Source organism: Streptomyces sp. 351MFTsu5.1, assembly GCF_000383655.1.
Taxonomy (GTDB): Bacteria; Actinomycetota; Actinomycetes; order Streptomycetales; family Streptomycetaceae; genus Streptomyces; species Streptomyces griseorubiginosus.
In genome coordinates this window covers 257,577-270,790 of sequence record NZ_KB911779.1, presented here as the reverse complement: position 1 = coordinate 270,790, position 13,214 = coordinate 257,577, and the positions used below count along the sequence as shown (strand labels likewise).

General features: G+C 66.6%; 9 protein-coding genes. All 9 read left to right on the top strand.

The genetic code is table 11. From position 1 onward, the window contains the following. The first annotated feature begins 3 nt into the window (after nucleotides 1–3). Nucleotides 4–495, top strand: a complete 492-nt coding sequence (locus tag H295_RS0113265; RefSeq protein WP_020135827.1) for a hypothetical protein — start codon at nucleotides 4–6, stop codon at nucleotides 493–495. Between the two features lie 92 nt (nucleotides 496–587). Continuing rightward, nucleotides 588–1,022, top strand: coding sequence for a 50S ribosomal protein L11 (rplK, locus tag H295_RS0113260; RefSeq protein WP_020135826.1), 435 nt, complete (start codon nucleotides 588–590; stop codon nucleotides 1,020–1,022). Between the two features lie 82 nt (nucleotides 1,023–1,104). Continuing rightward, nucleotides 1,105–1,830 (top strand): 50S ribosomal protein L1, encoded by a 726-nt coding sequence (gene rplA, locus H295_RS0113255; RefSeq protein WP_020135825.1) that lies wholly within the window; start codon nucleotides 1,105–1,107, stop codon nucleotides 1,828–1,830. Nucleotides 1,831–1,943: 113 nt separating this feature from the next. After that, nucleotides 1,944–2,786: a hypothetical protein gene (locus H295_RS0113250; RefSeq protein ID WP_020135824.1), complete on the top strand. Its 843-nt coding sequence runs from the start codon at nucleotides 1,944–1,946 to the stop codon at nucleotides 2,784–2,786. Between the two features lie 90 nt (nucleotides 2,787–2,876). Next, complete coding sequence (locus tag H295_RS0113245; protein WP_028809321.1) at nucleotides 2,877–3,728, top strand: LppX_LprAFG lipoprotein; 852 nt, start codon at nucleotides 2,877–2,879, stop codon at nucleotides 3,726–3,728. Nucleotides 3,729–4,014: 286 nt separating this feature from the next. After that, nucleotides 4,015–4,545 (top strand): 50S ribosomal protein L10, encoded by a 531-nt coding sequence (gene rplJ, locus H295_RS0113240; RefSeq protein ID WP_020135822.1) that lies wholly within the window; start codon nucleotides 4,015–4,017, stop codon nucleotides 4,543–4,545. Between the two features lie 114 nt (nucleotides 4,546–4,659). Beyond that, nucleotides 4,660–5,043 carry a 50S ribosomal protein L7/L12 gene (rplL, locus tag H295_RS0113235; protein WP_020135821.1) on the top strand — a complete coding sequence of 128 codons (384 nt, stop codon included), beginning with the start codon at nucleotides 4,660–4,662 and terminating at the stop codon, nucleotides 5,041–5,043. Nucleotides 5,044–5,600: 557 nt separating this feature from the next. Continuing rightward, nucleotides 5,601–9,086, top strand: coding sequence for a DNA-directed RNA polymerase subunit beta (rpoB, locus tag H295_RS0113230; protein WP_020135820.1), 3,486 nt, complete (start codon nucleotides 5,601–5,603; stop codon nucleotides 9,084–9,086). Nucleotides 9,087–9,186: 100 nt separating this feature from the next. Further along, a complete protein-coding gene (locus H295_RS0113225) occupies nucleotides 9,187–13,086 on the top strand; it encodes a DNA-directed RNA polymerase subunit beta' (RefSeq protein ID WP_020135819.1) in 3,900 nt (1,299 codons plus the stop codon). Nucleotides 13,087–13,214 lie beyond the last annotated feature (128 nt).

The following is a 13,214-nucleotide window of genomic DNA, read 5'->3' as shown; positions in this document are numbered from 1 at the left end:
CGCTTGGCCGACACAGCCAGAACCGACGAGGACGTCCCCCCGGTGCAGACCGGGAAGGGGCGTTCTCGCCGTTTCCGGCTGTCCGTGATCCTCGCTGTGCTGGCCGCGCTGTTCGCGACGGCTCCCGTCTACGTGTGGGTCGTCCAGGGGCGGCGGGTGACGCAGGTCGCGGACGGGGTGCGGGCGGTCGGGACCTTCCACGCGGAGGGTGCCAACTGCTGGCGGCACCGGTGCTGGGTCGACTTCGTGGTCGACGGCAAGCGGGTGGAGGCCGATCTGCCCGCCCTCACCTCGGCCCGGAAGAACAAGGTCGCGCGGGACGGGGAGCCGATCGTGGTCCGCTACCGGGCCTCGGATCCCACGGTCGTGGCCGAGGACGACGGCACGGGATACGTCTTCGCCATGACCGCACTCACCTCGATTCCCGCGTTTGGGCTGCTCATCGCCGCGCTGACCTGCCGATTTCCGGTCCGGAGGGCCAAGCGGCTATCGTAGTGCGGTATGCCATTTGCTGGATGAATCATCCAATTGACGCATCCGAATCACGCAGGTGGCACTCAACCTCTCACTAAGGACCCGGAGAGAGCATGCCTCCCAAGAAGAAGAAGGTCACGGGGCTCATCAAGCTCCAGATCCAGGCCGGTGCGGCCAACCCGGCTCCGCCGGTCGGCCCCGCGCTGGGTCAGCACGGCGTCAACATCATGGAGTTCTGCAAGGCGTACAACGCCGCGACCGAGTCGCAGCGTGGCTGGGTGATCCCGGTGGAGATCACGGTCTACGAGGACCGTTCCTTCACCTTCATCACCAAGACGCCGCCGGCCGCGAAGATGATCCTCAAGGCCGCGGGCATCGAGAAGGGCTCCGGCGAGCCGCACAAGACCAAGGTCGCCAAGATCACCCAGGCGCAGGTCCGCGAGATCGCCACCACCAAGCTCCCCGACCTCAACGCCAACGACCTGGACGCCGCCGCGAAGATCATCGCCGGTACCGCGCGTTCCATGGGCGTCACGGTCGAGGGCTGAGCCCCAACCCCCCGTACAAGAGCAGAAGTGGCAGGGCCGGCTCGGCCCGTACCACGACTCCTAAGAACACACAGGAGCAGTTGTGAGCAAGCGCAGCAAGGCCCTCCGCGCTGCGGACGAGAAGATCGACCGGGAGAAGCTGTACGCCCCGCTCGAGGCCGTCCGTCTCGCCAAGGAGACCTCCACGACCAAGTTCGACGGCACCGTCGAGGTCGCCTTCCGTCTGGGTGTCGACCCGCGCAAGGCCGACCAGATGGTCCGTGGCACCGTGAACCTCCCGCACGGCACCGGTAAGACCGCCCGGGTCCTGGTCTTCGCGACCGGTGACCGTGCCGAGGCCGCTCGTGCCGCGGGCGCCGACATCGTCGGCGCCGACGAGCTCATCGACGAGGTGTCGAAGGGCCGTCTGGACTTCGACGCCGTCGTCGCCACCCCGGACCTCATGGGCAAGGTCGGCCGCCTCGGCCGCGTGCTCGGTCCCCGTGGTCTCATGCCGAACCCCAAGACCGGCACCGTGACCCCGGACGTGACGAAGGCTGTCACGGACATCAAGGGCGGCAAGATCGAGTTCCGCGTCGACAAGCACTCGAACCTGCACTTCATCATCGGCAAGACGTCCTTCGAGGACACCAAGCTGGTGGAGAACTACGGCGCGGCCCTGGAGGAGATCCTCCGTCTGAAGCCGTCCGCCGCCAAGGGTCGCTACATCAAGAAGGCCGCCATCAGCACCACGATGGGCCCCGGCATTCCGGTCGACTCCAACCGCACGCGCAACCTCCTCGTCGAGGAGGACCCGGCCGCGGTCTGAGACACCGGCCGGCTCACGGGCCCCGCACCTTCCGAGGTGCGGGGCCCGTTCCCGTGTGCGGGACCGGTGCTCTGAGTTAGCGTGCGAGCAGGGCACTTGTACCGGGGGGACGTATGAACAGGACGACGGCTGCGGTCCGGGTCGCGGCGGTCGCCGCGCTGACGGGACTGGCCGCCTGCACGTCCTCCGGCGCCCCCGACGGGCCGGAAGCGGGGCACCCCTCGTCCTCCGCCGCCCTCCCGGCCCTGCGCACCGCCGAGCGCGCCACCCAGCAGGCCGGGACGGCCCGGGTGCGGTCCACCACCGTGATGGGCAGTCAGCTCTCCCTCACCGCCGACGGCCTCCTCGCCTGGCGCGCCGGGCTCTCCGGCAGCCTCACCCTCCGCTACACCGGCGGCACCGCGGCCACGACCATGCGCGGCCTCGGCGTCACCTCCATGGAGGCCCGCTACCTCCACGACGCCTACTACGCGCGCATGGGCGACGCCTTCGCCGCGAAGACGGGCGGCAGACACTGGCTCAGATACGGCTACGAGGACCTGAAGAGTCTCGGCGGCGGCGCCGACCTCGCCGAGCAGATGCGCTCCACCACCCCCGACCAGTCGGTGCGGCTGCTGCTGGACTCCGAGGACGTCCGCGCGGTCGGTGAGGAGACCGTGAAGGGCCGGGCCACCATCCACTACTCCGGCACCGTCACGGTCGGTGACGTCACCGACGCCGGGCTCCGCCAGCGCCTCCGGAGCGCCGGCGTCACCGGTGAGAGCCTCGACATCTGGATCGACGAGAAGAACCTCCTGGTCAAGAAGGTCGAGAAGAGCAGCACAGCGAGCGGCAAGGTCACCCAGACCGCCCACTACAGCGACTACGGCGTCAAGGTCGCCGTACGCAAGCCGCCGGCCGCGGACACCCAGGACTTCAAGGCGCTCCTGTCACAGTCAGGCACCAACCCCTCCTGAGCGGCGGAGAATTCACCGCCCCCTCCCTTCACTCTCGGATAGGCTCGCGGTCTTGCTGTGAATCGACCATGTGTTCCTTGGGGGGAATCAATGGGTACCTCTGTACGACGTTCCGTGCGCTCTCGGACCATCGGCGTCGGCCTCGCCGCCGTGGCTCTCGCCTCGGGTGCGGTGAGCTGTTCCAAGGGCGGCGAGGAGTCGCCGGAGATGACTCCCGCCGCCGCCGTCGCCAAGGCGGCGAAGAACACGGAGGAGATCACCTCCTTCCACTACCGCATGAAGGGCGAGATGCCCGAGGCCGGGCAGGTTCAGGCCGAGGCCGCCATGCGCACCAAGCCCGACCTCGCGATGAGCATGAAGATGACCGCGGCCGGTCAGGGCTCCGCGGAGATCCGTCTCGTCGACAAGGCCATGTACATCGGGGGCAACCCCGAGCTGGCCAAGGAGATGGACGGCAAGAAGTGGATGAAGTTCGACCTGTCCGCGCTCGGCAAGGACGGCGGCCTCGGCGCTGCCGCTCCCGGCGCCGGCCAGGCCGACCAGAACCCGGCCTCCATGTCCTCCTTCCTCAACGGCGCCAAGGACGTGAAGAAGGTCGGCACCGAGACGATCGACGGGGTCAAGACGACCCACTACGCGGGCGACGTCACGCTGGCCGAGCTCAAGGCCTCCTTCAAGGACGCCGACAAGTCGGTGCGCGAGCAGCGTGAGAAGAGCACCGAGCAGCTCGAGAAGCTGGGCCTGGACAAGTTCACGATGGACATGTGGGTCGACGCCCAGCAGCACGCCAAGCAGTTCCGCATGCAGGGCGACGCCACCAAGGGCAAGTTCGACATGACCTTCACCTTCCTCGACTACAACAAGCCCGTCACCGTCGAGGCCCCGCCCGCCAACGAGACCGCGGACCTGGCCCAGATGATGAAGGAACTCCAGAGCAGCTGAGCGTCGTAGGACCGGATTTGCTTGACAGGGATCCGGTCACGTACGCTCCTACAGAAGCCAAAGACCGCTGGTCGTTGTCGTGTCCTCGCGAGAGGGTGCGGTGGCCGAAGGATCCGCTGAGAATCGCGGACGACCCGCGCAGGTGACTGTGGAAGTTGCTCCTGGATCTCGCTGCCTCAGGGTTGCGTGTTCCGGTCGAGCTACGCCCCGTGCGCCTGCGCCGGGGCGTTTCGTTTTGTTCAGCCCCTTCCGAGCGGTCCTCATCACCCGGAAGGAGGCCACGCTTATGGCAAGGCCCGACAAGGCTGCCGCGGTAGCCGAGCTCGCGGACCAGTTCCGCAGCTCGAACGCTGCCGTGCTGACCGAGTACCGGGGTCTCACCGTGGCGCAGCTCAAGACGCTGCGTCGTTCGCTCGGTGAAGACGCCCAGTACGCCGTGGTGAAGAACACGCTGACCAAGATCGCGGCCAACGAGGCCGGGATCTCGACGCTCGACGACCTGTTCAACGGTCCGACGGCGGTTGCCTTCATCACCGGTGACCCGGTGACGTCGGCGAAGGGTCTTCGTGACTTCGCCAAGGACAACCCGAACCTCGTCATCAAGGGCGGTGTCCTTGACGGCAAGGCGCTGTCCGCCGACGAGATCAAGAAGCTTGCGGACCTCGAGTCCCGCGAGGTTCTGCTCGCCAAGCTGGCGGGTGCCTTCAAGGGCAAGCAGACTCAGGCTGCTCAGGTCTTCCAGGCGCTCCCATCGAAGTTCGTCCGCACCGCGGAGGCGCTTCGTGCCAAGCAGGCCGAGCAGGGCGGTGCCGAGTAATTCGGCTCGCGCATTGATCCGCGTCGCATGACGCGCGGGTCGTAGCGGGCCGTCAGTACGCCCGCCGTATCGATACATCCGGCACCAGCCGAATTAGTGGAAGGATCGCCCCTCATGGCGAAGCTCAGCCAGGAAGACCTGCTCGCGCAGTTCGAGGAGATGACCCTCATCGAGCTCTCCGAGTTCGTGAAGGCCTTCGAGGAGAAGTTCGACGTCACCGCCGCCGCGGCCGTCGCCGTCGCGGGCCCGGCCGGTCCGGCCGCCCCCGCCGAGGCCGCTGAGGAGCAGGACGAGTTCGACGTCATCCTCACGGGTGCCGGCGACAAGAAGATCCAGGTCATCAAGGTCGTGCGTGAGCTGACCTCCCTGGGTCTGAAGGAGGCCAAGGACCTCGTGGACGGCGCCCCGAAGCCCGTTCTCGAGAAGGTCGCCAAGGAGGCCGCCGAGAAGGCTGCCGAGTCCCTCAAGGGCGCCGGCGCCTCGGTCGAGGTCAAGTAACACCCCACAGGTCCCGCTGGGCCTGTAACGCGTAAGCGCCGAAGAGCGATCATCCATCCGGGTGGTCGCTCTTCGGCGTTCCTGGAGGCGCGGTCACGGTTGCCTTGCTACCTCATGGGCGAGGGGTATGGTGATCTTCGTCGTGTCTCCCGAACCCCGGGTTCGGGCTGGGGGGCCTTGACGAACCGCACGCAGCGCGCAATTCTCAGGACGCGTCGCCAGAACGGTCCGAATCCGAGGCATGGATCGGCGACGAAGAGGGCAGTATCAACGTGCGTTGAGGGCACCATGCCGAGGACGTTGAGGGCAGCGAGAGTTTTTGAAGACCGGGCAGAAAAGCAGGGCTGGACATCAGTGCGCCAAGTGGCTACACTGACCCTTTGCGCTGCCTGTTAGCTGTCCCCTGCCCGTCACCAGGGGTCTGCCCTCGCCCCAGCATCGATGATCAGACCATCTCTGACCTGGCCTTCTGGCCAAATCGGCGATAGCTGTCTCTGTGCCGTGGGAGAGGGTCCGGGGAGCGCGTAGTGAGTCCGAGCCCTCGGAAGGACCCCCTCTTGGCCGCCTCGCGCACTGCCTCGACCGCGAATACGAACAACGCCGCCAGCACAGCCCCGCTGCGCATCTCTTTTGCAAAGATCAAGGAGCCTCTCGAGGTTCCCAACCTGCTCGCGCTGCAGACCGAGAGCTTTGACTGGCTGCTCGGGAACACCGCCTGGCAGAGTCGGGTCGAGGAGGCTCTGGAGTCAGGTCAGGACGTCCCCACCAAGTCCGGTCTGGAGGAGATCTTCGAGGAGATCTCCCCGATCGAGGACTTCTCCGGGTCGATGTCGCTGACGTTCCGCGACCACCGTTTCGAGCCGCCGAAGAACAGCATCGACGAGTGCAAGGACCGCGACTTCACGTACGCGGCCCCGCTCTTCGTGACGGCCGAGTTCACCAACAACGAGACCGGCGAGATCAAGTCCCAGACGGTCTTCATGGGCGACTTCCCGCTCATGACCCACAAGGGCACCTTCGTCATCAACGGCACCGAGCGTGTCGTGGTGTCGCAGCTGGTCCGCTCGCCGGGTGTCTACTTCGACTCCTCCATCGACAAGACGTCCGACAAGGACATCTTCTCCGCGAAGATCATCCCGTCCCGGGGTGCCTGGCTGGAGATGGAGATCGACAAGCGCGACATGGTCGGTGTCCGCATCGACCGCAAGCGCAAGCAGTCCGTCACCGTCCTCCTGAAGGCTCTCGGCTGGACCACCGAGCAGATCCTCGAGGAGTTCGGCGAGTACGAGTCGATGCGCGCCACCCTGGAGAAGGACCACACCCAGGGCCAGGACGACGCGCTGCTCGACATCTACCGCAAGCTGCGCCCGGGCGAGCCGCCCACGCGTGAGGCCGCGCAGACGCTTCTGGAGAACCTGTACTTCAACCCGAAGCGCTACGACCTCGCCAAGGTCGGCCGTTACAAGGTCAACAAGAAGCTGGGTGCGGAGGCTCCGCTCGACGCGGGCATCCTGACCGTCGAGGACATCATCTCGACGATCAAGTACCTGGTGAAGCTGCACGCGGGCGAGACCGAGACGGTCGGCGACAGCGGCACGAACATCGTCGTCGAGACCGACGACATCGACCACTTCGGCAACCGTCGTCTGCGCAGCGTCGGCGAGCTCATCCAGAACCAGGTCCGCACGGGTCTGGCTCGTATGGAGCGCGTCGTCCGTGAGCGCATGACGACCCAGGACGTCGAGGCGATCACGCCGCAGACCCTGATCAACATCCGGCCGGTCGTCGCCTCCATCAAGGAGTTCTTCGGCACCAGCCAGCTGTCGCAGTTCATGGACCAGAACAACCCGCTGTCGGGTCTCACCCACAAGCGCCGTCTGTCGGCTCTTGGCCCGGGTGGTCTCTCCCGTGAGCGGGCCGGCTTCGAGGTCCGTGACGTGCACCCCTCGCACTACGGCCGCATGTGCCCGATCGAGACCCCTGAAGGCCCGAACATCGGTCTGATCGGCTCGCTCGCCTCCTACGGCCGCGTCAACGCGTTCGGTTTCGTGGAGACGCCGTACCGCAAGGTCGTCGACGGCCAGGTCACCGACGAGGTGGACTACCTGACGGCCGACGAGGAGGACCGCTTCGTCATCGCGCAGGCCAACGCCACGCTCAACGACGACATGCGGTTCGAGGAGGCCCGGGTCCTGGTCCGCCGTCGTGGCGGAGAGGTCGACTACGTCCCCGGTGACGACGTCGACTACATGGACGTCTCGCCGCGCCAGATGGTGTCGGTCGCGACCGCCATGATCCCGTTCCTCGAGCACGACGACGCCAACCGTGCCCTCATGGGCGCGAACATGATGCGTCAGGCCGTGCCGCTCATCAAGAGCGAGGCCCCGCTCGTCGGCACCGGCATGGAGTACCGCTCCGCCGTCGACGCCGGCGACGTGGTCAAGGCCGAGAAGGCGGGTGTGGTCCAGGAGGTCTCCGCGGACTACATCACCACCGCCAACGACGACGGCACGTACATCACGTACCGCCTGGCCAAGTTCGCCCGCTCCAACCAGGGCACCTCGGTCAACCAGAAGGTCATCATCGACGAGGGCGACCGCGTCATCGAGGGCCAGGTCCTCGCCGACGGCGCGGCCACCGAGAACGGTGAGATGGCGCTGGGCAAGAACCTGCTCGTGGCGTTCATGCCGTGGGAGGGTCACAACTACGAGGACGCGATCATCCTGTCGCAGCGCCTCGTGCAGGACGACGTCCTCTCCTCGATCCACATCGAGGAGCACGAGGTCGACGCCCGTGACACCAAGCTCGGCCCCGAGGAGATCACCCGGGACATCCCGAACGTCTCCGAGGAGGTCCTCGCCGACCTCGACGAGCGCGGCATCATCCGCATTGGTGCCGAGGTCATCGCCGGTGACATCCTCGTCGGCAAGGTCACGCCCAAGGGTGAGACCGAGCTGACGCCGGAGGAGCGCCTGCTGCGCGCGATCTTCGGTGAGAAGGCCCGTGAGGTCCGTGACACCTCGCTGAAGGTGCCGCACGGCGAGACCGGCAAGGTCATCGGCGTCCGCGTCTTCGACCGCGAGGAGGGCGACGAGCTTCCCCCCGGTGTGAACCAGCTGGTGCGCGTGTACGTGGCGCAGAAGCGCAAGATCACCGACGGTGACAAGCTCGCCGGCCGGCACGGCAACAAGGGTGTCATCTCCAAGATCCTGCCGATCGAGGACATGCCGTTCCTCGAGGACGGCACCCCGGTCGACATCATCCTCAACCCGCTGGGTGTCCCGTCCCGAATGAACCCGGGACAGGTCCTGGAGATCCACCTCGGCTGGCTCGCCAGCCGCGGCTGGGACGTCTCCGGTCTCGCCGAGGACTGGGCGCAGCGCCTCCAGGTCATCGGCGCCGACCAGGTCGCCCCGGGCACCAACGTCGCCACCCCGGTGTTCGACGGTGCGCGTGAGGACGAGCTCGCGGGTCTGCTCAACCACACCATCCCGAACCGCGACGGCGAGCGCATGGTGCAGCCGACCGGTAAGGCGAGGCTGTTCGACGGCCGCTCCGGTGAGCCGTTCCCGGACCCGATCTCGATCGGGTACATGTACATCCTCAAGCTGCACCACCTGGTCGACGACAAGCTGCACGCCCGCTCGACCGGTCCGTACTCGATGATCACCCAGCAGCCGCTGGGTGGTAAGGCCCAGTTCGGTGGCCAGCGCTTCGGTGAGATGGAGGTGTGGGCGCTGGAGGCTTACGGCGCCGCGTACGCCCTCCAGGAGCTGCTGACCATCAAGTCCGACGACGTGACCGGCCGCGTGAAGGTCTACGAGGCCATCGTCAAGGGCGAGAACATCCCCGAGCCCGGCATCCCCGAGTCCTTCAAGGTGCTCATCAAGGAGATGCAGTCCCTGTGCCTCAACGTGGAGGTGCTGTCCTCGGACGGCATGTCCATCGAGATGCGCGACACCGACGAGGACGTCTTCCGCGCTGCGGAAGAGCTCGGCATCGACCTGTCCCGGCGCGAGCCGAGCAGCGTCGAAGAGGTCTGACGGGAGTCCGGCCGGAGGACCTGGTGAGGATCCTCCGGCCGGCCCCAGGACCCCCGTATCAGACCCCGTGACTTACAACCCTGAGAGGGATTGACGCATAGTGCTCGACGTCAACTTCTTCGACGAGCTCCGGATCGGCCTGGCCACCGCTGACGACATCCGTCAGTGGAGCCACGGCGAGGTCAAGAAGCCCGAGACCATCAACTACCGCACCCTCAAGCCCGAAAAGGACGGACTCTTCTGCGAGAAGATCTTCGGTCCGACCCGGGACTGGGAGTGCTACTGCGGCAAGTACAAGCGCGTCCGCTTCAAGGGCATCATCTGTGAGCGCTGCGGCGTCGAGGTCACTCGCGCCAAGGTGCGCCGTGAGCGGATGGGTCACATCGAGCTGGCCGCTCCCGTCACCCACATCTGGTACTTCAAGGGCGTTCCGTCACGCCTCGGCTACCTGCTCGACCTCGCTCCGAAGGACCTCGAGAAGGTCATCTACTTCGCGGCGTACATGATCACGTACGTCGACGAGGAGCGCCGCACCCGCGACCTGCCCTCCCTGGAGGCGCACGTCTCCGTGGAGCGCCAGCAGGTCGAGAACCGCCGGGACGCCGACCTCGAGGCCCGCGCCAAGAAGCTGGAAAGCGACCTGGCCGAGCTGGAGGCCGAGGGTGCCAAGGCCGACGTGCGCCGCAAGGTGCGCGAGGGTGCCGAGCGCGAGATGAAGCAGCTGCGCGACCGTGCGCAGCGCGAGATCGACCGTCTCGACGAGGTGTGGACCCGCTTCAAGAACCTCAAGGTCCAGGACCTCGAAGGTGACGAGCTGCTCTACCGCGAGCTGCGGGACCGCTTCGGCACCTACTTCGACGGTTCGATGGGTGCCGCGGCGCTGCAGAAGCGCCTGGAGTCCTTCGACCTCGACGAGGAGGCCGAGCGTCTCCGCGAGATCATCCGTACCGGCAAGGGCCAGAAGAAGACCCGTGCGCTCAAGCGCCTCAAGGTCGTCTCCGCGTTCCTGCAGACCAGCAACAGCCCCAAGGGCATGGTGCTGGACTGCGTGCCGGTCATCCCGCCGGACCTTCGCCCGATGGTGCAGCTGGACGGTGGCCGCTTCGCGACCTCCGACCTGAACGACCTGTACCGCCGTGTGATCAACCGCAACAACCGGCTGAAGCGGCTTCTCGACCTCGGTGCGCCCGAGATCATCGTGAACAACGAGAAGCGCATGCTCCAGGAGGCCGTCGACGCGCTCTTCGACAACGGCCGTCGTGGTCGCCCGGTCACGGGCCCCGGCAACCGTCCGCTGAAGTCGCTGTCCGACATGCTCAAGGGCAAGCAGGGTCGATTCCGTCAGAACCTGCTCGGCAAGCGTGTGGACTACTCCGCGCGTTCCGTGATCGTCGTCGGTCCGCAGCTGAAGCTGCACCAGTGCGGTCTGCCGAAGGCGATGGCGCTGGAGCTCTTCAAGCCGTTCGTGATGAAGCGCCTGGTCGACCTGAACCACGCGCAGAACATCAAGAGCGCCAAGCGCATGGTGGAGCGCGGCCGCACGGTCGTGTACGACGTCCTCGAAGAGGTCATCGCCGAGCACCCGGTTCTGCTGAACCGTGCTCCCACCCTGCACCGCCTCGGCATCCAGGCCTTCGAGCCGCAGCTGGTCGAGGGCAAGGCCATCCAGATCCACCCGCTCGTCTGCACCGCGTTCAACGCGGACTTCGACGGTGACCAGATGGCCGTGCACCTGCCGCTGTCCGCGGAGGCGCAGGCCGAGGCCCGCATCCTGATGCTGTCCTCGAACAACATCCTCAAGCCCGCCGACGGCCGTCCGGTGACGATGCCGACCCAGGACATGGTCCTCGGTCTGTTCTTCCTCACCACCGACGGCGAGCTGCGTGACACCAAGGGCGAGGGCCGGTCCTTCGGCTCCACGGCCGAGGCGATCATGGCGTTCGACGCCGGTGAGCTGGCGCTCCAGTCGCAGGTCGACATCCGCTTCCCGGTGGGCACCATCCCGCCGCGGGGCTGGACGCCGCCGGCGCAGGAGGAGGGCGAGCCGGAGTGGCAGCAGGGGGACACCTTCCGCCTGCGCACCACGCTCGGCCGCGCGCTCTTCAACGAGCTGCTGCCCGAGGACTACCCGTTCGTCGACTACTCGGTGGGCAAGAAGCAGCTCTCCGAGATCGTCAACGACCTGGCCGAGCGCTACCCCAAGGTCATCGTGGCGGCGACGCTCGACAACCTGAAGGCGGCCGGCTTCTACTGGGCGACCCGTTCCGGTGTCACCGTGGCCATCTCCGACGTCGTCGTTCCCGAGGCGAAGAAGGAGATCGTCAAGGGCTACGAGGCGCAGGACGAGAAGGTCCAGAAGCAGTACGAGCGCGGTCTGATCACCAAGGAAGAGCGCACTCAGGAGCTCATCGCGATCTGGACCAAGGCGACCAACGAGGTCGCCGAGGCGATGAACGAGAACTTCCCCAAGACGAACCCCATCTTCATGATGGTTGACTCGGGTGCCCGAGGAAACATGATGCAGATGCGGCAGATCGCCGGTATGCGTGGTCTGGTGTCGAACGCCAAGAACGAGACGATCCCGCGTCCCATCAAGGCGTCCTTCCGTGAGGGCCTGTCCGTGCTGGAGTACTTCATCTCCACGCACGGTGCCCGTAAGGGTCTGGCCGACACCGCCCTGCGTACCGCCGACTCGGGTTACCTGACCCGTCGTCTGGTGGACGTCTCGCAGGACGTCATCATCCGCGAGGAGGACTGCGGCACCGACCGTGGCCTCAAGCTCAACATCGCGGAGGTCGGCGCGGACGGCGTGCTGCGCAAGGCGGACGACGTCGAGACGTCCGTGTACGCGCGCTGCCTCGCCGAGGAGATCGTCGTCGACGGCAAGGTGCTGGCCCCGGCCGGTACCGACCTGGGCGACGTGCTCATCGACGAGCTGGTCCGCCACGGTGTCTCCACGGTCAAGACCCGCTCGGTCCTGACCTGCGAGTCCGCCGTCGGCACCTGCGCCATGTGCTACGGCCGCTCGCTGGCCACCGGCAAGCTGGTCGACATCGGTGAGGCGGTCGGCATCATCGCCGCCCAGTCCATCGGTGAGCCCGGTACCCAGCTGACGATGCGTACCTTCCACACCGGTGGTGTGGCCGGTGACGACATCACCCAGGGTCTGCCGCGTGTCGTCGAGCTCTTCGAGGCCCGTACCCCGAAGGGTGTCGCCCCGATCTCCGAGGCGGACGGCCGTGTCCGCATCGAGGAGACCGAGAAGACCAAGAAGCTCGTCATCACCCCGGACGACGGCAGCGACGAGACGGCGTTCCCGATCTCGAAGCGCGCCCGGCTCCTGGTCAGCGAGGGTGAGCACGTCTCGGTGGGCCAGAAGCTCACCGTGGGTGCCACCAACCCGCACGACGTGCTGCGCATCCTGGGCCAGCGTGCCGTCCAGGTCCACCTGGTCGGCGAGGTCCAGAAGGTCTACAACTCGCAGGGTGTGTCGATCCACGACAAGCACATCGAGATCATCATCCGGCAGATGCTGCGCCGCGTGACGATCATCGAGTCCGGCGACGCCGAGCTGCTGCCCGGCGAGCTGGTCGAGCGCTCGAAGTTCGAGACCGAGAACCGTCGTGTGGTCCAGGAGGGCGGTCACCCGGCCTCCGGTCGTCCGCAGCTGATGGGTATCACCAAGGCCTCGCTGGCGACGGAATCCTGGCTGTCGGCCGCCTCCTTCCAGGAGACGACCCGAGTCCTGACGGACGCGGCGATCAATGCCAAGTCCGACAGCCTCATCGGCCTCAAGGAGAACGTCATCATCGGTAAGCTCATCCCGGCCGGTACGGGTCTGTCCCGCTACCGCAACATCCGGGTGGAGCCGACCGAGGAGGCCAAGGCCGCGATGTACTCGGCCGTCGGCTACGACGACATCGACTACTCGCCGTTCGGCACGGGGTCCGGCCAGGCTGTTCCGCTGGAGGACTACGACTACGGGCCGTACAACCAGTAAGCGAGTCCCTTGTTGAAGGGCGGTCACCCTTTGGGGTGGCCGCCCTTCGGCGTGGACGGGGGTCGTCTCTGCGGAACCTGTCCCGATATCGCAGCGTTGGAGCATCATGGAGGCATTCGACCTCTCAG